Below are 20,288 nucleotides of genomic sequence, written 5' to 3' on the forward strand. Positions count from 1 at the left end.
TAACAAAAGAGAAGGAGTTTCGTGATGACACCGTTGAGACGCGTCGTGATCGGCAGCCTGCTGATCCTGGCCTGGCCGACGGCGCATGCCGCCGATGGCCAGAAAATCTTCACCCAGGGTGGGGCCAACCCCGCCGCCATGGCCTGCCTCGGCTGCCATGGCCCGGACGGCAAGGGTATTGCTGCTGCCGGCTTTCCTCGTTTGGCCGGGCTACCGGCCGGTTACCTCAGCAAGCAACTGCATGACTGGCGCAACGGCAGCCGCAAGCAGCCGGTGATGGAGCCGTTGGCCAAGGCCCTGAGCGAAGATGAAATCAAGGCGGTCAGCCTGTACCTGGCCAGCCTGCCGGCAGACCCCGTTGGCGACCTGCGCCGCCAGCAGATGGCCGATGACCCTACCACTCGCATGGCCCTGTACGGCGACTGGAGTCGGCAGATTCCCGGCTGCGTGCAATGCCATGGCCCCGGTGGCGGCGGGGTCGGCGAACACTTCCCGCCCTTGGCCGGCCAGCCCGCCAGCTACCTGGTGGCGCAGCTCAATGCCTGGCGCGACGGTAGCCGCAGCAATGACCCCAACCAGCTGATGGTGGGCGTGGCCAAGGCCATGACCGATGACGAGATCAAGGCCGTTGCCGAGTTCTTCGCCCACCCCGTCAGCCAGGAGGTCAAGCCATGAAACCGATGATTCCAGCCTTGTTGCTGCTGGCCATGGGCAGCGCCCAAGCCGCGCCGATCGCCATGGAAGACCAGTCGCAGCTGAAGGTGCCCGATGTGCAGGTGGCGCCGCAGTTCATGCCGCCCGCCGAAAGCGAGTTGCCTGACAATGCCTTTGGCAAGACAGTGCGTGAAGGCCATGCCTTGTTCGTCGACACCCGTCGCCTGATGCCAGAGGCCGTGGGCAACGGCATGAACTGCAGCAACTGCCACCTTGATCAGGGGCGGCTAGCCCATTCGGCACCGTTGTGGGGCGCTTACCCGATGTACCCCGCGTACCGCAAGAAGAATGACAAGGTGAACACCTACGCCGAGCGCATCCAAGGGTGTTTCCAGTTCAGCATGAACGGCAAGCCGCCTGCTGCCGACAGCCCGCAGATGACGGCGCTGGCCGTGTACTCGTACTGGCTTTCGACCAAGGCACCCACCGGCGTGGAGATTGCCGGGCGTGGCTACCCTGAGGTGCCGCCACCCAAGGGCGGCTACGACTTCAAGCGTGGCCAGCAGGTGTACCGCGAGCAATGCGCGATTTGCCACGGTGACAGCGGCGAAGGGCAGAAGGTGGCGGGCGAATACGTGATGCCACCGCTGTGGGGCAAGGATTCCTACAACTGGGGCGCCGGCATGCACCGTATCAACACGGCGGCGTCGTTCATCAAGTACAACATGCCGCTGGGCAAACCGGGCAGCCTCAGTGACCAGCAGGCTTGGGACGTGGCGGCGTGGATCAACCGCCATGAGCGGCCTCAGGACCCACGTCTGGTGGAAGGCTCCATCGAGAAGACGCGGGTGAAGTTTCATGCCAATGATGGCGTGAACCTATACGGGCAGAAGGTTGACGGGGTGCTGGTCGGCCAGGGCACGGGCAGTTGATGGGGGCCTGTGCCGGCCTCTTCGCGGCGGTTCGATGCCTCGCTAAACCCGCGAAAAGGCCGGTACGGGCAACATCATTTTGCTGTCATCCATCCGTCATGTATGGCCGTAATATTTACGATCCCCCGGAACTATCTACACTGGGATATCTCTATGATGGCATCGGTCGATACCGGGGGGCATTGTAAGGTGACTGCCGCCTGATTAGACTGCGCCGAATTCCACAGGCCTAGCCTTTTGTAAGGACGTTTATGATCAAGAAATGCTTGTTCCCGGCAGCCGGCTACGGCACTCGCTTCCTGCCCGCTACCAAAGCCATGCCCAAGGAAATGCTGCCGGTGGTCAACAAGCCACTGATCCAGTATGGCGTTGAAGAAGCATTGGATGCTGGTCTGAACGAGATCTCCATCGTGACCGGTCGCGGCAAACGCGCGCTGGAAGACCACTTCGACATCAGCTACGAGCTGGAAAACCAGATCAAGGGCACCGACAAGGAAAAATACCTGGTCGGTATCCGTCGCTTGCTCGACGAGTGCTCGTTCTCCTACACCCGCCAGACCGAAATGAAAGGCCTGGGCCACGCCATCCTGACCGGTCGCCCGCTGATCGGCGACGAGCCGTTCGCCGTGGTGCTGGCGGATGACCTGTGCGTCAACCTCGAAGGTGAAGGCGTGCTGGCGCAGATGGTTGCGCTGTACAAGAAGTACCGCTGCTCGATCGTCGCCATCCAGGAAGTCGATCCGCAGGAAACCAACAAGTACGGCGTCATCGCCGGTGAAGAAATCAAGGACGGCATCTTCCGTGTCGACGCCATGGTTGAGAAGCCCAAGCCTGAAGATGCGCCGTCCAACCTGGCGATCATCGGCCGTTACATCCTGACCCCGGACATTTTCGAGAAGATCGAACAGACAGAACCGGGCAAAGGTGGCGAGATCCAGATCACCGACGCCCTGATGAAGCAAGCGGCCGAAGGCAACGTGATTGCCTACAAGTTCAAGGGCAAGCGTTTCGACTGCGGTGGTGCCGAGGGCTACATCGAGGCGACCAACTTCTGCTTCGAGAACTTCTACAAGGCTGGCAAGGCTTACTGATAAGCCCTGCTGGTACAGGAGCCACCCTTCGGGGTGGCTTTTTTGTTTGCGGCGGCCAACGGCGTTATGCTGGGCGCCTGCCTAGGAGACTGAATACATGGCCTACGATTTTGATCTGTTTGTGATTGGCGCCGGTTCTGGCGGTGTGCGCGCGGCGCGCTTTGCCGCCGGCTTTGGCGCAAAGGTGGCTGTGGCCGAAAGCCGCTACCTGGGCGGTACCTGCGTCAACGTTGGCTGTGTACCGAAAAAGTTGCTGGTGTACGGCGCGCATGTCGCTGACGAGCTCGAGCAGGCCGCAGGGTTTGGCTGGACCTTGGAAGAGGGGCATTTCGACTGGGGTACCCTGATTGCCAACAAGAATCGCGAGATCGAGCGCCTCAACGGCATCTACCGCAACCTGTTGGTCAATAGCGGTGTGACCCTGCTGCAGGGCCATGCGCGGCTGACCGGCGCCAATGAAGTGGAGGTCGAAGGCCAGCGCTATACGGCCGAGCATATCCTGATCGCCACCGGTGGCTGGCCACAGGTGCCGGAGATCCCGGGCAAGGAGCTGGCCATCACCTCCAACGAAGCCTTCTACCTCAAGGACCTGCCACGACGGGTGTTGGTTGTGGGGGGCGGTTACATCGCCGTCGAGTTCGCCGGTATCTTCCAGGGCCTGGGGGCCGATACCACGCTGCTCTATCGAGGCGACCTGTTCCTGCGCGGCTTCGATGGCTCGGTGCGCACGCACTTGAAGGAAGAGCTGGAAAAGCGCGGCCTGAACCTGGAGTTCAACGCCGACATCCAACGCATCGACAAGCTGGAAGATGGCAGCCTCAAGGCCACGTTGAAAGACGGCCGCGAATTGGTGGCAGATTGTGTGTTCTACGCCACAGGCCGGCGCCCGATGCTGGACAACCTGGGCCTGGAGAACACGGGCGTAGAGCTGGATCCACGCGGTTACATTCGCGTCGATGACCAGTACCAGACTACCGCCCCGTCGATTCTGGCCATTGGCGATGTCATCGGCCGTGTTCAGCTGACCCCCGTGGCCTTGGCCGAGGGCATGGCGGTGGCACGTCGCTTGTTCAAGCCAGAGCAATACCGCCCGGTGGATTACCAGAACATTCCGACTGCGGTGTTCAGCCAGCCGCCTATTGGTACTGTCGGCCTGACCGAGGAGCAGGCGCTGGAGGCCGGGCATAAGGTGCAGGTGTTCGAAAGCCGCTTCCGCGCCATGAAGCTGACACTCACCGACATCCAGGAAAAGACCCTGATGAAGCTGGTGGTCGATGCCGACACCGACAAGGTGCTGGGTTGCCACATGGTGGGCCCTGACGCTGGCGAGATCATCCAGGGCCTGGGCATTGCCCTGAAGGCCGGTGCGACCAAGCAACAGTTCGACGAGACCATCGGCGTCCACCCGACGGCGGCTGAAGAGTTCGTGACCATGCGCACCGTGACCCGCTGATGCTAACGGCCTCGTTGCTGGCTTGCCGGCAATGAGGCCCAAACGCACCCCGCAATCCTTTGCTCAGCCGATTCCCTTCTATTAATAAACCCCGGTTATAGCCAAAACCAATCGCAAGCATGAGCTTTGCCAATGAGCCATCTGCGGGATGATTAGTTAGGATTCTATCCATCAACTGATTCCAACCCCATGAAGGAGCGTCTCTCATGCCAATCATCAACAGCCAGGTCAAACCGTTCAACGCCACTGCCTACCACAAAGGCGAGTTCGTTCAGGTCAGCGAAGCCGACCTGAAAGGCAAGTGGTCTGTCGTGTTCTTCTACCCGGCCGACTTCACCTTCGTATGCCCGACCGAGCTGGGTGACCTTGCTGACAACTACGCCGAGTTCCAGAAACTGGGCGTGGAAATCTACGGTGTGTCCACCGACACCCACTTCACCCACAAAGCCTGGCACGACACCTCGGACACCATCGGCAAGATCGAATACCCGCTGATCGGTGACCCGACCCACGTCATCTCGCGCAACTTCGACGTGCTGATCGAAGAAGCCGGCCTGGCCGATCGCGGTACCTTCGTGATCAACCCGGAAGGCCAGATCAAGATCGTCGAACTGAACGACGGTGGTGTAGGCCGCGATGCTGCCGAACTGCTGCGTAAAGTGAAGGCTGCCCAGTACGTTGCCGCTCACCCAGGCGAAGTGTGCCCGGCCAAGTGGAAAGAAGGCGAAGCCACCCTGGCGCCATCGCTGGACCTGGTCGGCAAGATCTAAGGCTATGTGCATGTCGTGGGCGGTAGCCAGCCGCCAAAGCTGAAGTAGTCACCGCCCCGTAAAAGCGCCCGGGCGACCTCGCCTGGGCGTTTTTGTATCCGAGTTTTGAAAAAAGGAATCGCCCGTATGTTGGACGCCACGCTTAAATCGCAACTGAAAACCTACCTGGAGCGGGTCACCCAGCCGATCGAGATCGTTGCCTCCCTCGACGACGGCGCGAAGTCCCGCGAATTGCATGACCTGCTGGTGGAAATTGCCAGCCTGTCAACCTTGATTACCCTGCGCGCGGATGGTGATGACGCCCGTCGTCCATCGTTCTCGCTCAATCGCCCCAATGGCGAGATCAGCCTGCGCTTTGCAGGTATCCCCATGGGTCACGAATTCACCTCGCTGGTGCTGGCGCTGCTGCAAGTCGGCGGCCACCCGTCCAAGGCCAGTGCCGAAGTGATCGAGCAGATCCAGGCGCTGGAAGGCGAGTTCACCTTCGAAACCTACTTCTCGCTGTCGTGCCAGAACTGCCCGGATGTGGTTCAGGCGCTTAACCTGATGGCGGTGTTGAACCCTAATGTGCGCCATGTGGCCATCGACGGTGCGTTGTTCCAGGCAGAAGTGGAAGCGCGCAAGATCATGGCGGTGCCGAGCATCTACCTGAACGGTGAAGTGTTTGGCCAGGGCCGTATGGGCCTGGAAGAAATCCTAGGCAAGATCGACACCAACGCCGGTGCTCGCCAGGCCGAGAAGATCAACGCCAAGGACGCCTTTGATGTGCTGGTGGTCGGCGGTGGCCCAGCCGGCGCGGCAGCAGCCATCTACGCCGCACGTAAAGGCATCCGCACCGGCGTCGCCGCCGAGCGTTTCGGCGGCCAGGTGCTCGATACCCTGGCCATCGAGAACTTCATCTCGGTGCAGGAAACCGAAGGGCCGAAGTTGGCCACGGCGCTGGAAGAGCACGTCAAGCAGTACGACGTGGACATCATGAACCTGCAGCGCGGCGAAGCACTGATCCCGGCCACCGATGGCGGCCTGCATGAAGTACGCCTGGCCGGCGGCGCATCGCTCAAGGCCAAGACCGTGATCCTGGCCACCGGCGCCCGCTGGCGCGAAATGAATGTGCCGGGCGAGCAGGAATACCGCGCCCGTGGTGTCGCCTACTGCCCGCATTGTGACGGCCCGCTGTTCAAGGGCAAGCGTGTAGCGGTGATCGGTGGTGGCAACTCGGGCGTGGAAGCGGCCATCGACCTGGCCGGTATCGTCGCCCAGGTGACGCTGATCGAGTTCGACAGCCAGCTGCGGGCCGATGCGGTGTTACAGCGCAAACTGCACAGCTTGCCGAACGTGAAAGTGATCACCAGCGCACTGACCACCGAAGTGCTGGGCAATGGTGAGAAAGTGACCGGCCTGCGCTACAAGGACCGTACCACCGATGAACAGCATGAAGTGGCGCTGGAAGGTATCTTCGTGCAGATCGGCCTGCTGCCGAACACCGACTGGCTGAAAGGCACCGTCGAGCTGTCGCCGCGTGGTGAGATCATCGTCGATGCCAAGGGCCAGACCAGCATCCCGGGTGTGTTTGCGGCGGGTGACGTGACCACCGTGCCGTACAAGCAGATCGTGATTGCGGTGGGCGAGGGGGCCAAGGCCTCGCTGGCAGCCTTCGACCACCTGATCCGGACTTCGGCGCCGGCGTAAGCCCGTACCGGCCTCTTCGCGGGCAAGCCCGCTCCCACAAGTACTGCACACACCTTGATGTTGTGGCAGTCACTGTGGGAGCGGGCTTGCCCGCGAAAGGGCTGGTATTGGCAAAGTTGTACTTGAAGGTGTCTATGCTTACTGCAGATCCCTCAGGAACAACTCTCATGACCCTGATCAGCCGCGAACCCTGGTGGTTAGTCCCTCCAAAGCCCGGGCAGAAAGAACAGGACCTGCACTGGGGTTACCTGGAAATCTACGCCGACGGCCGCACCGTGTTCGTCGACCAGCGCCCCAGTGACAGGGAGCTGGCCGAACGCAAGAGCTGCCGCAACTTCCCCGACCGCGAGCCGTGACGGCTCAGCCTTCCAGCTCGGCCAGGCGCGCCTCCAGCGCCGCAATGCGGGCTTCCAGGGCTTCGATCCGTTCTTCCGACACACTGGCGCCACTGCTGCGCACGCCACCTTCCTGCTGGCGTGCAGCGAGGATCGCCTCGATTTCCGCCGGGTCACCCAATGCATGGGTGTAGCGGTCTTCACGCTGGCCGGCCTGGCGCGGCAGGTGCAAGGCCAGATCCCGCGATATCAGGCGTTCCAGCTGGTGCTGGATCTGTTCGGTGTCGTCGAAGTCGTGCAGGCGGTTACTGCGGGTCAGCAGTTCGTTGAGGGTTTGCGGGCCGCGCAGGAACATCAAGCCCATCAGCACCAGTTGGGCCGGTACCAGCTCCAGGGCCTTGTCTACCCGCTGTTCCCAGCGATCGGCACGGCTGCCCATCTGCAGGCGGGTCATGTCTTGCCCTTCGAGGGCACGCAGGGCCTGGCCGACCTGGCCTTGTGTAAGGTTCATCACCGGCTCGCGGCTGGTCTTCTGGTTGCAGGCCAGGACCAGGGCATTGAGGGTCAGTGGGTAGCTTTCCGGGCTGGTGGCCTGCTTTTCGATCAGTGAGCCGAGAACGCGGATCTCGATGCTGTTGAAGCGGCCTTCACCTGCGGTTTCGTGTTCTGACATGGCCCTGTCTCATTGCTGGGGAAAGGCCACTAGGGTAGGTAATGCCACGGTGTATAGCAATTGGGGCCGCGATGCGGCCCCGACAATCTCAAGCGCTGCGCCGCTCTTCTGCCTGGCACGCCGCTGCAGTGAACAGCACATCGGTCGAAGAATTCAGCGCCGTTTCGGCCGAATCCTGCAGCACACCGATAATGAAGCCCACCGCTACCACTTGCATGGCAATTTCACTGGGGATACCAAACAGGCTGCACGCCAGTGGAATCAACAACAGCGAACCACCTGCCACACCCGATGCGCCGCAGGCACATATCGCAGCCACCACGCTGAGCAGCACGGCAGTTGGCAGGTCCACCTGGATACCCAGGGTGTGTACCGCTGCCAGGGTCAGCACGGTGATGGTAATGGCGGCACCGGCCATGTTGATGGTGGCACCCAGCGGGATCGAGACCGAATAGGTATCTTCATGCAGGCCAAGGCGCTCCGACAGGGCCAGGTTGACCGGGATGTTGGCCGCCGAGCTACGGGTGAAGAACGCGGTAATGCCGCTTTCGCGCAGGCACAGCAGGGTGAGTGGGTAGGGGTTGCGGCGGATTTTCCAGAACACGATCAGTGGGTTCATGATCAGCGCAACGAACAGCATGCAGCCGATCAGGACTGCAAGAAGGTGCAGGTAGCCGAGCAGAGCGTCCAGGCCAGACTGCGCCAGGGTGGCGCTGACCAGGCCAAAGATGCCCAGCGGGGCGAAACGGATGACCACGCGCACGATCAGGGTCACGCCATTGGACAAGTCTTCCACGACCGTGCGGGTGGCCGGGCTGGCATGGCGCAGCGCAACGCCCAGGCCGATGGCCCAGCTCAGGATGCCGATGAAATTACCGCTGAGCAGCGCGTTGACCGGGTTGTCCACTGCGCTGAGCACCAGGTTCTGCAGAACCTCGCTGATGCCTCCCGGAGCCGCCAGTGTGGCATCACCCGCGCTCAGTGCCAGCGTGGAAGGGAACAGCATGCTGGCAACGACCGCCACAGCCGCCGCGGCAAAAGTGCCTAGCAGGTACAGCCACAGAATTGGCCGAATGTGGGTTTCCTGACCGTGGCGGTGATTCGCGATCGAGGCCATGACCAGGATGAACACCAGGACCGGCGCTACCGCTTTCAGCGCGCTGACGAACAGTTTGCCGAGAAAGGCAAGGTCCAGGGCCATGGCGGGCGCCAGCAGGGCCAGTGCAATACCGGCAAGCAGGCCAATGACGATCTGCGTCACCAGGCTGGTTCGGTTGAGTAGGCGAAGTACAGGGGACATGTGCAGCACAATCTCATTATTGTGAAAGGGCGCGACTTTAGCACAGAGCGCGGCGGCGCAGCCTCGGCTGTGTCGTCGCAGGGGCCAACGTCACCAGTGAAACAACTCCCGCCGTGCGCCTTCGGTAATCGCCACGATCCCCGGGTGCTTGACCTTGCGTTCCACCGAAATGGCATAGAACGACTCATGCACGGCCTCGGTCTGCCCGATCAGTTCCACGCCATACTGGCGGCACACTTCGTCGGTAATCACGCTGGGGGCGACGAAAATGCCGCTGCCTGACTGCCCGAATGCCTGCATCAAGGCACTGTCATCGAACTCGCCCACGATCCGTGGCTGCACCTGTTGCTCGCCTAGCCAGCGCAGCAGGCGGCTGCGCACCACGGTCTCCTGGCCGGGAACAAGCAGCGGTGCATCCTGCAGGCAAGCCGGGAAGGGGCCGTCCAGCCGTTGTGCCAGCGCCGGGGTGGCGAAGAAGCTCAGTCCGCATTCGCCCAGTTTCTGGCTGTAGCCTTTGATGTCCAGGTGGCTGGGCATGGGGCTGTCGGAAATCACCAGGTCCAGGCGCTGGATGGCCAGGTCTGCCAACAACCGCTCGAGTTTGTCTTCGCGGCAGTTGATGCGCAGCACTTCATCCAGCTCCATGGTCGGTGCCAGCAGGCGGTAGACGATGGATTTGGGCACCACGTCGGCCACCCCCACGCGGAACAGGATCTGCTCTTGCGGGCCGGCGCGCAGCATGGCTTCCAGCTCGCCGCCGATCTGGAACATCTGCTCGGCATAAACCAGCGCCTGGCGGCCTGTCTCGGTCAGCTCCAGCTGTCGGCCCGCACGCTGGAACAGCTCCAGGCCATAGGTTTGCTCGAACAGGCTGATCTGCCCGCTGATGGTTTGTGGTGTGAGGTTGAGCTGTTCGCTGGCGCGGGTGATGCTGCCCGTCTTGGCCACGACCCAGAAGTAATGCAGTTGGCGATAGTTGAGCACCGTCGGTCGCCCCGATTCGTAAAAACCGAAGTATACGCCATGAAAATACGAATTTTCCTGAACTATTGGCGTCTCTAGAATGCACGGCATCAGGCGCCATGCGCCGCCGGGATATTTCATGCGAGGACACCATGCTACAACTCAAATCCATTGGCACCCCGTTGGTGCTGGCGTTGGCCCTGTTCACGCTCGCGGGTTGCGACCAGGCCGAGAAATCCGCCCAGCAGATGCTCGACCAGGCGGCGCAGTCGGCCAAGCAGGCGATCGACGACACCAACAAGGCCGCCCAACAGGCCTTGAGTGAGGCCATCGGCAAAGAAGGGCACACGCCTGAAGATGCCGACAAGAAAAAAGACACTCAGGAAATCTGACCCCCCCCCGCCGCTGCAGGATTTGAACAATGGAATACTTGCTGGAACTCGCCGCTAGCCCCACCGCCTGGGTTGCCCTGGCTACGCTGGTGGCCATGGAAGTTGTACTGGGCATCGACAACCTGATCTTCATTTCCATCCTGACCAACAAGCTGCCGGTGGAATACCGTTCCAAGGCGCGTCGCATTGGTATCAGCATGGCCTTGGTCATGCGCCTGGCCTTGCTCAGCACGGTGGCCTGGATCGTTCAGCTGACCGACCCGGTGTTCGAAGTGTTCGGCAACGCCTTCTCGTGGAAGGACGTGATCCTGATTGCCGGTGGCCTGTTCCTGCTGTGGAAGGCGACCAAGGAGATTCACGAAAACGTCGACCCGCACGGCGCCAAGGAAGAAGCCAAGGTGTCGTCTACGGTTACCTTGGGCTTTGCGGCGGCGATCTTCCAGATTTTGCTGCTGGACATCGTCTTCTCGGTGGACAGCATCATCACCGCCGTGGGCATGACCGAGCACTTGCCGATCATGATCATTGCCGTGATCACGGCTGTAATCGTGATGATGGTGGCCGCCGACCCGCTGGCCAACTTTATCAATGACAACCCGACGGTGGTCATGCTGGCCCTGGGCTTCCTGATCATGATCGGCATGACACTGATCGCTGAAGGCTTTGGTGCCCATGTGCCGAAGGGGTATGTGTATGCGGCCATGGCGTTCTCGACCGCGATCGAGATCCTCAACATCCTGGCTCGCAGGGCGCGATTGAAGCGTGAGGCGGCTGAAGGTTGATAAAAAAACGGGGCGCCATGCGCCCCGTTCGCGGTTTCTGAAAGTTTAGTGCACCCCGGCATGCCGCCGTGCCCGGCGTACAGGCTGCGGCCTGGCGGGTGCCTGCGGTGGCAGGTGGTGGTGGGAATGACGCCGCACGATACGCAGTACACCCCAAAGCATGGCGGCTGCCACGCTCAGCCACATGCCCACCAGCATGAGGATTGCCATGGTCAGGCTCATCTGTGCCTCCATCTCCAAGGGCAGCGCACGGTCAGCCAGCGCTTGCCTTCCAGACACTGCTTTAGTCTAGCCCTTCGCCTGTGACGTTCCATCGAACAATGGTCTATCTCTGGGGCCGATTTGCTCTAAGCCGCTGTCGGACTATACCCGCGCCGCTGTGGGACCTATGATCGTTGGCCAGAGCCAGGCGCTGCCTGCCTGGCGTTGAAACAAGCGAGCGTCCATGCAGCAACATTCCTTCAAAACCGTCCCCCGTCGGCTGCTGGCTGCCTGCCTGATTGCGGCCAGCCTGGCCGGCTGTGCCAGTGCACCGCCCGCCAACCTCAAGGGCCTGCCGCAGCGTGTCGAGATCAGCAGCGTGCCGTTCTACCGTGGCAACGCCAACCACAGTGGCGCCATGGCCCTGGCGGCCGTGCTGTCGCAGCAGGGCGCGCCCATCACGCCGGGGCTGCTGGACAAACCGTTGAACCTGCCGCAGGGCGCCGAAGCGCTGGACATCGGCATTCCTCGTGTGGCGCGGGACTACGGCATGGTGGTGTACCCGCTGGACAAGCAGCTGGACGCGCTGCTGGCCCAGGTGGCGGCTGGCAACCCGGTGCTGCTGCGTTACGAGGACGGTTCGGCGTGGTGGGGCGAGCCGCGTTATGCGGTGCTGATCGGCTATGACCGTTACAAGCAACGGGTGCTGTTGCGCTCGGGCATGCACCGGCGGCAGGTGATGGCGTTCGATGACTTTGCCTCGGCGTGGGCGAAGCAGGGGAGTTGGGCAGTGCTGGTGCAGCCGCCGAGGCAGTTGCCGGCACAGGTGGATCGTCAGCGCTGGCTGCAGGCGGCGGATGAGCTGGCGCGGGCGGGGCAGGAGATTGCGGCGAAGCAGGCTGTGAGTAGCCTGAACAAATAGCGTTGCCAGCCCTTTCGCGGGCAAGCCCGCTCCCACAGGGATCGCACTGAGCCTGAAACCAGTGCGGAACCTGTGGGAGCGGGCTTGCCCGCGAATAGGCCGGGCCTGCTTACATCAGAAGCCCAGGCGATCGCGCAGGCTGTAGTACCAGGCACCGATGGCGCTGAACGGCACGCGCAGCATCTGGCCACCCGGGAACGGGTAGTGCGGCAGGCCGGCGAAGGCGTCGAAACGCTCAGCCTGGCCACGCAGGGCCTCCGCCAGCACCTTGCCTGCCAGGTGGGTGTAGGTTACGCCGTGGCCCGAGCAGCCCTGGGAGTAGTAGATGTTGTCACCGATACGGCCAACCTGCGGCAGGCGCGACAGGGTCAGCAGGAAGTTGCCGGTCCAGGCGTAGTCGATCTTCACGTTCTTCAGCTGCGGGAAGGCCTTGAGCATCTTCGGACGGATGATCGCCTCGATGTTGGCCGGGTCACGCGCGCCGTACACCACGCCGCCGCCGAAGATCAGGCGCTTGTCGCTGGTGAGGCGGTAGTAGTCGAGCAGGTAGTTGCAGTCTTCGACGCAGTAGTCCTGCGGCAGCAGGGTGCGTGCCAGTTCGTCACCCAGCGGCTCGGTGGTGATCACCTGGGTACCACACGGCATGGACTTGGCGGCCAGTTCCGGTACCAGGTTGCCCAGGTAGGCGTTGCCGGCGACGATGATGAACTTGGCGCGCACTTTACCTTGTGGCGTGTGTACGACCGGGTTGGCACCGCGCTCGATGCGCACCGCTGGGGTTTGCTCATAGATGATGCCGCCCAGCGATTCGACCGCAGCGGCTTCGCCCAGGGCCAGGTTGAGCGGGTGGATGTGGCCGCCGCTCATGTCCAGCATGCCGCCGATATAGCTGTCGCAGGCGACCACTTCGCGGATGCGCTTCTGGTCCATCAGCTCCAGCTGGTTGTGGCCGAAACGTTCCCACAGGCGCTTTTGCGACTCCAGGTGGCCCATCTGCTTGCTGGTGAGGGCGGCGAACACACCACCGTCTTTCAGGTCGCACTGAATGTTGTACTTGGCCACGCGCTCACGAATGATGCGGCCGCCTTCGAAGGCCATGTGGCCCAGCAGTTGCGCCTGCTTGGGGCCAACGGTGCGCTCGATGACGTCGATGTCGCGGCTGTAGCTGTTGACGATCTGGCCGCCGTTGCGGCCCGACGCGCCAAAGCCGACCTTGGCCGCTTCGACGATGCTTACCTTGAAGCCGTTCTCCAGCAGGAATAGGGCGCTGGACAGGCCGGTGTAGCCGGCGCCGATGATGCACACATCGGTTTCCACCTCACCCTGCAGCGCCGGACGTGGCGGCACCGGGTTGGCCGAGGCGGCGTAGTAGGACTGGGGGTAGGGGGTGTTAGCCATGCTGCAGGAACCTCGTGTTTTATATTTTTAACGAATGTACCGATGCTATCAATAATAATAAACACCCGCTAGTCGTCTGATGAAAATCCTTTACGGGGTACCTGACAGCCCTTCTATCTATAAAGAGTTTAAGATTCAGTAGCTTAGCGCGAAAAAAAGTGTTGACAGGGTTTTAGGAATGCGTAGAATGCGCACCACACGACAGGCACATAGCTCAGTTGGTTAGAGCACCACCTTGACATGGTGGGGGTCGTTGGTTCGAGTCCAATTGTGCCTACCAAATCGAAGAAGGGGTGATCCGCAAGGGTCACCCCTTTTTTCATTGCCCGGTTTCGGGTGCTGCAAACCGTTGCAGGGGCGCCAAGCGCTTACATTCGAAAGTTTTTGATTTTTCTCAAAAAAAAGCTTTACAGGTGTGCATTCGATCACTAACATGCGCACCACACGACAGGCACATAGCTCAGTTGGTTAGAGCACCACCTTGACATGGTGGGGGTCGTTGGTTCGAGTCCAATTGTGCCTACCAAATCCGAAAAGGGCGATCAGAAATGATCGCCCTTTTTGCATGTGCGCGTGAAGCAGCGTGTAACGTTTGGTCGCGGTTCGGGATCGAGGTCGGCGTGCTAGAATCCGCCCCTTCGAATCTGGAGGTACACGCGTGCGCAAACTGGCTGTGGTAATGGCAGTGCTCGCCCTGGCGGGCTGTGAGAACGAGGTCGAAGGCGTGCACAAGCAGGTGGCCGAGCACCTGCACAACCCCAAAACCGCCAAGTTCGGCAACGTACGGATCGACACCCAGGGCACCATCTGCGGCCAGGTCCGTGGCAAGGATGATGCCGGGCAGTACGAAGCCTACCGCAGCTACGTGGCGATCAAGCGCGATGGCCAGTACGACATCATCGTCGACGACACTGGCAACAACCTGCGCATCCGCGAGATGTGCGGCGGTGCCGACCTGCAGCGCCGCGCCGAGGCGCTGGCAGACCAACCGGCACCCGAGGGCTGGGATGTAGAGGTGGTTCAGGGTGCCAACATGGGCGCGCTGAGTGACATGACCGCACGGCTTATCGAAAAGGGCATCCCGTCTTCGGTGGAATACCGCGACGGCAAGCCAGTGGTGCTGATGGGGCCATTCCCTACCCGCGAAGAAGCAAAAGCGCGCAGGGATGAAGTGATGGCCAAGCTGGGCACCGATTCGGTGGTTATCCAGCACGGGGCCACACGCTAACCTTCCCAGGCCCTTTCGCGATGCAAGGCCGCTCCTACAGGGATCGCGTCAAGTCGTAGACTTGGAGCAAGCCAGTTTCGCCGAAGTTTGCGCTGAGCATTGTTCACACAAGTTTGGCTATGCTTGGAGTGACGATGCCGAACGGGGAGGGGCCTCATGTCTACACTGGAGCGGGCCATTGCCGTGGCCGCCAGGGCGCATGAAGGGCAATACGACAAGGGTGGGGCAGCTTATATCCTCCACCCGCTACGGGTGATGATGCGGGTGTCCACACCCGAACAACGGATTGTCGCAGTACTTCACGATGTGATTGAGGACACCCCGCTGACCCTGTCCGACCTGGCGCGCGAGGGTTTCGCGCTTAAAATCCTTGCAGCCTTGCTGGCGCTCAGTCGCCGCGAGGGTGAGGCTTACCAGGACTTCGTGGTGCGTCTGGGCGATGACCCGCTGGCGCGAACCGTCAAACTGGCCGATCTGGCCGATAACAGCGACATTACGCGCATTCCTTGCCCTGGCCCCGCCGACCTGGCGCGGTTGGCCCGCTACCGGGAAGCCAGCGCCTATTTGCAGGCGTTGGCCTGAGGCTCAGCCGCAGGCCTTGAGGTTGACCGGCCCGACGAACTCATTCCCCCGGCCCATCACGCAAGCCACCTGCTGGTTGCGTTGCCGCTCCCATGCCTGCGGCGGATAGGTCTTGTTCCAGGCCTTGAACAACTGGCGGTCCTGCCGGGACAGGCGCAGGTTGTACTGCTTGCTCATGTAGAAGTAGGTGCGGGCGATCATGCCGCGTATCGAGGGGCGTGGCATGACCTTCCTGGCTTTGAAGTCGACTTGGGTCAGGCAACTGCCATACTGGCCGCGTTGCTCCGGCAGCCAGCCGAAACTGAAGTTGCTGCGGTCGCCATTGACCTCGCCGATGCTCGGTACAAGGTTGTGCAGGTCAGCCTCGGCACGTTTGTACACCTCGTCATGCTGCGAGCACTGCTTGCGCCCGCCGTCCTGCCAGCACTGGCGCTGATGGCCGATCTGCCAGGCGGGCACGATGTGCTCCCACTCGATACGTGACGCGCGCTGGGCATTCTTGCGCGGGGCATAGCCGCAGGACGCCAGGTCGACCTTGTTGCCTTTGTATTTGCAGCCGCAATAAAACTCGGTCGATTGCGGTGCATACAGCTTCCAGGCGACCTGCTTGGCCTCCTGAAAGGTGCGTGGGGCATCGGCTTGGGCAAATGGAGCGGTCAGTAACAGGCAGGCTGCGGCAAAAAACGAAACTCTCATGCGGGGTCAGTCTTCCTTCGGTACGGTCCAGAAAACCTGTACGCCACCGTCGTCGCGGTGAGCGAGGGTGACGTTGTCGTTTTCTGCGATCTCCTCCAGCAAGGTTTCCCAGTCTTCCGGGCTTTCCTGTTCCAGGCGAAAGATCAGCGCCGCTCGGCTGCGCTGGGCGGTAGGGCTGTTGATGATCTTCTGGATGCGTACACCCAGCTGTTCATAGCTGCTCGGGGTGGCGGAGGCGGTGCTGGACACAGACATTTCCTTGTTTTGCTGTATGCACATACAGTATTTCACTGTAAGTAAATTCGCAACAGCTTGTCGGGGGAAATCCACTCATGGTCAGTCATCGCCATGACGTCAGGTAAAGCGTTCGAAGCGGCAAGGGGCGGGGTCGATCAGCGGAGCGGCCTGGGACACCAGGTCCGCTGCCGGCTGGCCGGCCGCAGGCGAGGTGCCGAAGCCGTGCCCGGAAAACCCAGTGGCCAGGGTCAGGCCCGGAAGACTGGCCACCGGGCCGATCACCGGGTTGGAGTTGGGGGTGACGTCGATGGTCCCGGCCCAGCATGCACCAGGGCGCCTGCACGACGACGAAATCATCCTGATGTCGGTCGGCGGCATGCCCGTCGAGGACGTGGCCTGGGGCGCCGTGGTGTACCGCAAGGCGCTCGAACAAGGCGTCGGCGTAAAGCTCAACCTCTGGGGAAACCTCGTTCTCAGCTGATCCCTCCACTACCGGATCACAAGGCAAAACCTATGACACAGATCACCAAACTGACCGTGGTGGCCGGGTCAATACCACGGAGCTTCTCACCTATCACGTCCATTACCCGTGGGACATCGGCCGGCTCCTGGATGAACACGCGTGAGTCGCTGGAGTCGACCCCGGCGCGGCACGAAGACCTGAAAATCTACCACCGTTTCAATGCACTGATCGAAGCGCATTACCTGGAGCACTGGCTGCTGGCCCGCTACGCGCAGCAAATTGGCGTGACCGAGGCGCGGCTGAACGACGTGTGCCGACCTGCCGTCCAAGCGCCTGCTGTTGTTCTCTGGCAGCACGGCCAACGAAATTTGCTACCAGCTCTGCTTCAAGGATCCGGCCTATTTCAGCCGCTTCTTCAACCGCTACGCCAAGCTTACGCCGGGTGAGTACCGCCAACGGCAGGCGGGCTTGCAGTGAAAGGGTCATGGCAGGGCACCCGGAATATGTTGTTTGTAGCGGATGGTCGCAGCCCGCGCGCCAGGCTTGAATGGGTTTTCCGTGGAACAGATTGCACTTTCCATCGTGCATGCCCTTAAATTCGTGAGCAGAGAAAAACCACAGGCTTGACCATGACCAAGATGCAACCTTCGCTCACACTGATCCTTCTGCAGGCCCGGGAAGCCGCAATGGCATTTTTCAGGCCGCTGTTGAACGAGCACGACCTGACCGAGCAGCAATAGCGGGTGATCCGCATCCTCAAGCAGCATGGCGAGCTGGAGAATTACCAACTGGCAGAGCTGGCCTGCATCCTCAAACCGAGCATGACTGGGGTGCTGGGGCGACTGGAGCGTGACGGGCTGGTGCGGCGGCAGATGGTCGCGCAGGACCAGCGACGTGTTTTCGTGACGCTGGCCGAGGGCGCGGAGGCGTGCTTTGGCTCGATGAAGGAGGGGGTGGAAGCCAACTACCAGTAGATTCAGGCGCAGTTTGGCGAAGAGAAACTGCAGCAGCCGATGGGGTTGTTAAACGAGCTGAAGCGCATCGCGCCATGACCCTCTCCTAGTCTTGCGCGAGCTTTTTGTAGGAGCGCGTGTTAGCCAGTAGGGTTGGAGCGAAGCCCCCAGGGCCGGCGTACCGGCCCTGGGGGCGGAACGATCAATACTCCCAGAAGATCCGCTGCAGCTCTTTGCTGTCCTGGGTCTTGGTCATCGCCACCATCGCCAGAATCCGCGCTTTTTGCGGGTTCAGGTCATGGGCCACAACCCAGTCGTTCTTGTCATCCGGCTGTTCGGCGTTGCGCAGCACGAAACCACCTTGGTTGACGTGCGACGAACGGATGATCTGCACACCATTCTTGCGCAGCTCCTGCAGCGCCGGCACTACTCGTGACGATACCGAACCGTTGCCGGTACCGGCATGGATCAGCGCCTTAGCACCGTTCTGCGCCAGCGCCTTGTAGGCAGTGTCCGTCACGTTGCCATAGCCATAGGCGATGTCCACCTGCGGCAGGCTGCTGATCTGCTTGATGTCGAACTCGGAATTGACCGTATGGCGCTTGGCCGGCAGGCGGAACCAGTACGACTTGCCTTCCACCACCATGCCCATCGGGCCCCAGGCGCTCTTGAACGCTTCGGTCTTGATGTTCACCGACTTGCTCACGTCACGGCCAGACTGGATCTCGTCGTTCATGGTCACCAGCACGCCCTTGCCGCGCGACTGCTTGTCACTGGCCACGGCCACGGCGTTGTACAGGTTGAGCATGCCGTCGGCCGACATGGCGGTGCCCGGACGCATCGAGCCGACGACCACGATGGGCTTGTCGGTCTTTTCCACCAGGTTGAGGAAGTAGGCGGTTTCTTCGAGGGTGTCGGTGCCGTGGGTGATCACGATACCGTCGACGTCCTTGCTCTCGGCCAGTTCGGCGACACGCTTGCCCAGCTTCAGCAGGTCGTCGTTGGAGATACTTTCAGAGGCGATCTGCATCACCTGCTCGCCGCGTACGTTGGCAATGTCGGCCAGTTCCGGCACACCGGCAATCAGCTTGTCGACGCCCAGCTTGGCGGCCTGGTAGGTGGCACTGTTGGCGGCGCTGGCGCCGGCGCCGGCAATGGTGCCGCCGGTGGCGAGGATGACCACGTTGGCCAGCTTCTGCTGAGTTTCGGCTTCTTTGGCCGAGGCGGTGGCGGGCAGGATCAGCAGCAGGGCGAGGGCGCTGGGGGCGAAGGTTTTAAGTGCAGCATTCATCGTTATTGTTCTCTCTCTTCCTAATGAGATTTTTCGCATGTCGCATAAGGCTTGAGGCATGTTTCATACCAGCTTGTGCAAACGCCTGCAGGCACGGTCTTGAGCCGCGACAGGGGGCAGTATTCCATTCGAAAATCCGAACAGGCGTAGGAAAAGGTGTTCGGTTTTCCGGAAAATTCTGGATAATCGGTACCAGCAGAGCTCAGGCCACCGATCGCCAAACGGATTTGACAACCCCCGGTCTTGTTTCCATAGTTAGGCAACGCAAACGTTTGCGATCCGATAAAAAACACAAGATTCGGAGTCATTGTCCATGAAGCTGCCGTTCCCCGGTCGTCTGCTGGCCCTCGCTGTCGTTTCCACCCTGTCTTTCGCCCTGCCGTTTTCCGCCGCCCACGCCGAAGACAAGCCCAAGGTCGCCCTGGTGATGAAGTCACTGGCCAACGAATTCTTCCGCACCATGGAAGACGGCGCCAAGGACTACCAGAAAGCGCATCCCAACGAGTTCGATCTGATCGCCAGCGGCATCAAGAACGAGACCGATACCGGCGAGCAGATCCGCATCGTCGAGCAAATGGTCAATGCCGGCGCCAAGGCGCTGGTGATCGCCCCGGCGGATTCCAAGGCGCTGGTCTTGGCAGTGAAAAAGGCCATGGACCAGGGCGTGGTGGTGATCAATATCGACAACCGCCTGGACCCTGAACTGCTCAAGAGCAAAGGCATCAGCGTGCCCTTCGTTGGCCCCGATAACCGCAAAGGCGCGCGCCTGGTCGGCGACTACCTGGCCAACGAGAAGCTCAAGGCCGGTGACCAGGTCGGCATCATCGAAGGCGTGCCGACCACCACCAATGCCCAGCAGCGCACCGCCGGCTTCAAGGACGCCATGGACGCCGCACAGATGAAGATCGTCTCGGTGCAAAGCGGCAACTGGGAGATCGACAAGGGCAACGCCGTCGCTGCCTCCATGCTCAACGAATACCCCGACCTGAAAGCCCTGCTGGCCGGCAACGACAGCATGGCCATGGGCGCGGTGTCGGCCGTGCGCGCTGCCGGCAAGACTGGCCAAGTGCAAGTGGTGGGCTACGACAACATCAACGCCATCAAACCCATGCTCAAGGATGGCAGGGTGCTCGCCACCCTCGACCAGGCGGCCAGCCAGCAGGCGGTGTACGGCATCCAGGCGGCGCTGAAGATGGTCAAGGGCGAGAAGCCGGACGTGGATGCCGACAACGTCATTCAGACCCCGGTCCAACTCATCACCAAGCCCTGATTGCTGCCAGGAG

Annotated in this window: 21 protein-coding genes, 2 tRNA genes and 5 pseudogenes; 18 read left to right on the top strand and 10 right to left on the bottom strand. The window is 61.4% G+C overall.

All coding sequences use genetic code 11. The features are described from left to right. The first annotated feature begins 24 nt into the window (after nucleotides 1-24). From ACF8R4_RS07715 to ACF8R4_RS07745, 7 genes are all read left to right on the top strand, one after another. Nucleotides 25-675, top strand: coding sequence for a cytochrome c (locus tag ACF8R4_RS07715; RefSeq protein WP_060497617.1), 651 nt, complete (start codon nucleotides 25-27; stop codon nucleotides 673-675). Further along, nucleotides 672-1,586, top strand: a complete 915-nt coding sequence (locus ACF8R4_RS07720; RefSeq protein ID WP_060497616.1) for a c-type cytochrome — start codon at nucleotides 672-674, stop codon at nucleotides 1,584-1,586. The genes ACF8R4_RS07715 and ACF8R4_RS07720 overlap by 4 nt, the downstream gene beginning before the upstream one ends. Before the next feature lie 251 nt (nucleotides 1,587-1,837). Continuing rightward, nucleotides 1,838-2,677 (top strand): UTP--glucose-1-phosphate uridylyltransferase GalU, encoded by an 840-nt coding sequence (galU, locus tag ACF8R4_RS07725; protein ID WP_016711416.1) that lies wholly within the window; start codon nucleotides 1,838-1,840, stop codon nucleotides 2,675-2,677. A 97-nt stretch (nucleotides 2,678-2,774) separates the two neighbouring features. Further along, the gene (gene gorA, locus ACF8R4_RS07730) at nucleotides 2,775-4,130 is read left to right on the top strand and encodes a glutathione-disulfide reductase (RefSeq protein ID WP_392492038.1); all 1,356 of its coding nucleotides are present in this window, start codon (nucleotides 2,775-2,777) and stop codon (nucleotides 4,128-4,130) included. Between the two features lie 206 nt (nucleotides 4,131-4,336). Continuing rightward, complete coding sequence (gene ahpC, locus ACF8R4_RS07735) at nucleotides 4,337-4,900, top strand: alkyl hydroperoxide reductase subunit C (RefSeq protein ID WP_003250537.1); 564 nt, start codon at nucleotides 4,337-4,339, stop codon at nucleotides 4,898-4,900. A 126-nt stretch (nucleotides 4,901-5,026) separates the two neighbouring features. Next, the gene (gene ahpF / locus ACF8R4_RS07740; protein WP_025753711.1) at nucleotides 5,027-6,589 is read left to right on the top strand and encodes an alkyl hydroperoxide reductase subunit F; all 1,563 of its coding nucleotides are present in this window, start codon (nucleotides 5,027-5,029) and stop codon (nucleotides 6,587-6,589) included. A gap of 167 nt (nucleotides 6,590-6,756) precedes the next feature. Next, nucleotides 6,757-6,945, top strand: a complete 189-nt coding sequence (locus ACF8R4_RS07745; RefSeq protein ID WP_043199601.1) for a hypothetical protein — start codon at nucleotides 6,757-6,759, stop codon at nucleotides 6,943-6,945. 4 nt (nucleotides 6,946-6,949) lie between these two features. On the opposite strand, the gene ACF8R4_RS07750 is transcribed toward ACF8R4_RS07745, so the two are convergent. The 3 genes from ACF8R4_RS07750 to nhaR form a co-directional block, all read right to left on the bottom strand. Then, nucleotides 6,950-7,597, bottom strand: coding sequence for a YceH family protein (locus tag ACF8R4_RS07750; RefSeq protein WP_060497614.1), 648 nt, complete (start codon nucleotides 7,595-7,597; stop codon nucleotides 6,950-6,952). 88 nt (nucleotides 7,598-7,685) lie between these two features. Continuing rightward, entirely contained in the window at nucleotides 7,686-8,897 is a 1,212-nt protein-coding gene (gene sstT / locus ACF8R4_RS07755; RefSeq protein ID WP_186722877.1) for a serine/threonine transporter SstT, read from the bottom strand. 90 nt (nucleotides 8,898-8,987) lie between these two features. After that, nucleotides 8,988-9,881: a transcriptional activator NhaR gene (gene nhaR / locus ACF8R4_RS07760; protein WP_060497612.1), complete on the bottom strand. Its 894-nt coding sequence runs from the start codon at nucleotides 9,879-9,881 to the stop codon at nucleotides 8,988-8,990. 131 nt (nucleotides 9,882-10,012) lie between these two features. On the opposite strand from nhaR, the gene ACF8R4_RS07765 reads away from it, so the two are divergent. After that, on the top strand, nucleotides 10,013-10,252 hold the full coding sequence (locus ACF8R4_RS07765) for a hypothetical protein (protein ID WP_016711409.1): 240 nt from the start codon (nucleotides 10,013-10,015) through the stop codon (nucleotides 10,250-10,252). A gap of 29 nt (nucleotides 10,253-10,281) precedes the next feature. Continuing rightward, nucleotides 10,282-11,034 (top strand): TerC family protein, encoded by a 753-nt coding sequence (locus ACF8R4_RS07770; protein ID WP_019096844.1) that lies wholly within the window; start codon nucleotides 10,282-10,284, stop codon nucleotides 11,032-11,034. Between the two features lie 45 nt (nucleotides 11,035-11,079). Here ACF8R4_RS07770 and ACF8R4_RS07775 read toward each other — a convergent pair whose 3' ends face one another. Then, complete coding sequence (locus tag ACF8R4_RS07775) at nucleotides 11,080-11,256, bottom strand: hypothetical protein (RefSeq protein WP_164524771.1); 177 nt, start codon at nucleotides 11,254-11,256, stop codon at nucleotides 11,080-11,082. A gap of 223 nt (nucleotides 11,257-11,479) precedes the next feature. Between ACF8R4_RS07775 and ACF8R4_RS07780 the strand changes: the two genes are divergently transcribed. After that, nucleotides 11,480-12,157, top strand: a complete 678-nt coding sequence (locus tag ACF8R4_RS07780) for a peptidase C39 family protein (RefSeq protein ID WP_186722878.1) — start codon at nucleotides 11,480-11,482, stop codon at nucleotides 12,155-12,157. A 114-nt stretch (nucleotides 12,158-12,271) separates the two neighbouring features. On the opposite strand, the gene ACF8R4_RS07785 is transcribed toward ACF8R4_RS07780, so the two are convergent. Continuing rightward, entirely contained in the window at nucleotides 12,272-13,555 is a 1,284-nt protein-coding gene (locus ACF8R4_RS07785) for an FAD-binding oxidoreductase (protein WP_060497609.1), read from the bottom strand. Nucleotides 13,556-13,758: 203 nt separating this feature from the next. On the opposite strand from ACF8R4_RS07785, the gene ACF8R4_RS07790 reads away from it, so the two are divergent. The 4 genes from ACF8R4_RS07790 (at nucleotide 13,759) to ACF8R4_RS07805 (ending at nucleotide 15,365) form a co-directional block, all read left to right on the top strand. Continuing rightward, a tRNA-Val gene (locus ACF8R4_RS07790) sits at nucleotides 13,759-13,835 on the top strand. A 169-nt stretch (nucleotides 13,836-14,004) separates the two neighbouring features. Continuing rightward, nucleotides 14,005-14,081: transfer RNA gene (locus ACF8R4_RS07795), tRNA-Val, on the top strand. Nucleotides 14,082-14,213: 132 nt separating this feature from the next. Further along, nucleotides 14,214-14,783, top strand: a complete 570-nt coding sequence (locus tag ACF8R4_RS07800; RefSeq protein WP_060497608.1) for an SPOR domain-containing protein — start codon at nucleotides 14,214-14,216, stop codon at nucleotides 14,781-14,783. A 156-nt stretch (nucleotides 14,784-14,939) separates the two neighbouring features. Continuing rightward, a complete protein-coding gene (locus ACF8R4_RS07805; RefSeq protein WP_060497607.1) occupies nucleotides 14,940-15,365 on the top strand; it encodes a GTP pyrophosphokinase in 426 nt (141 codons plus the stop codon). A gap of 3 nt (nucleotides 15,366-15,368) precedes the next feature. Here the strand turns inward: ACF8R4_RS07805 and ACF8R4_RS07810 are convergent, their stop codons facing one another. The 3 genes and pseudogenes from ACF8R4_RS07810 to ACF8R4_RS07820 form a co-directional block, all read right to left on the bottom strand. Further along, nucleotides 15,369-16,061: an endonuclease gene (locus tag ACF8R4_RS07810; protein ID WP_164524768.1), complete on the bottom strand. Its 693-nt coding sequence runs from the start codon at nucleotides 16,059-16,061 to the stop codon at nucleotides 15,369-15,371. A 6-nt stretch (nucleotides 16,062-16,067) separates the two neighbouring features. Continuing rightward, nucleotides 16,068-16,310, bottom strand: a complete 243-nt coding sequence (locus ACF8R4_RS07815) for a DUF1654 domain-containing protein (RefSeq protein ID WP_016711353.1) — start codon at nucleotides 16,308-16,310, stop codon at nucleotides 16,068-16,070. Between the two features lie 105 nt (nucleotides 16,311-16,415). Continuing rightward, nucleotides 16,416-16,634, bottom strand: a pseudogene (locus tag ACF8R4_RS07820) (NAD(P)/FAD-dependent oxidoreductase); the annotation flags it as partial. Between ACF8R4_RS07820 and ACF8R4_RS07825 the strand changes: the two are divergent. Beyond that, nucleotides 16,621-16,779: pseudogene (locus ACF8R4_RS07825) on the top strand (ornithine cyclodeaminase); the annotation flags it as partial. The pseudogenes ACF8R4_RS07820 and ACF8R4_RS07825 overlap by 14 nt on opposite strands. Nucleotides 16,780-16,828: 49 nt before the next feature. Here ACF8R4_RS07825 and ACF8R4_RS07830 read toward each other — a convergent pair. After that, nucleotides 16,829-16,924 (bottom strand): annotated as a pseudogene (locus ACF8R4_RS07830) (RidA family protein); the annotation flags it as partial. On the opposite strand from ACF8R4_RS07830, the pseudogene ACF8R4_RS07835 reads away from it, so the two are divergent. Both ACF8R4_RS07835 and ACF8R4_RS07840 read left to right on the top strand, forming a co-directional pair. After that, nucleotides 16,923-17,238 (top strand): annotated as a pseudogene (locus tag ACF8R4_RS07835) (helix-turn-helix domain-containing protein); the annotation flags it as partial. The pseudogenes ACF8R4_RS07830 and ACF8R4_RS07835 sit on opposite strands and share 2 nt — an antisense overlap. A 266-nt stretch (nucleotides 17,239-17,504) precedes the next feature. After that, nucleotides 17,505-17,813, top strand: a pseudogene (locus ACF8R4_RS07840) (MarR family transcriptional regulator). A gap of 103 nt (nucleotides 17,814-17,916) precedes the next feature. Here the strand turns inward: ACF8R4_RS07840 and ACF8R4_RS07845 are convergent. Then, complete coding sequence (locus tag ACF8R4_RS07845) at nucleotides 17,917-19,005, bottom strand: asparaginase (RefSeq protein WP_060492717.1); 1,089 nt, start codon at nucleotides 19,003-19,005, stop codon at nucleotides 17,917-17,919. A gap of 313 nt (nucleotides 19,006-19,318) precedes the next feature. Here ACF8R4_RS07845 and ACF8R4_RS07850 point away from each other — a divergent pair, with 313 nt between their 5' ends. Continuing rightward, entirely contained in the window at nucleotides 19,319-20,275 is a 957-nt protein-coding gene (locus ACF8R4_RS07850) for a sugar ABC transporter substrate-binding protein (RefSeq protein WP_060497310.1), read from the top strand. Nucleotides 20,276-20,288: the final 13 nt, after the last annotated feature.

The organism is Pseudomonas sp. FYR_2, assembly GCF_043106425.1.
In the GTDB taxonomy this organism is placed as follows: Bacteria; Pseudomonadota; Gammaproteobacteria; order Pseudomonadales; family Pseudomonadaceae; genus Aquipseudomonas; species Aquipseudomonas monteilii.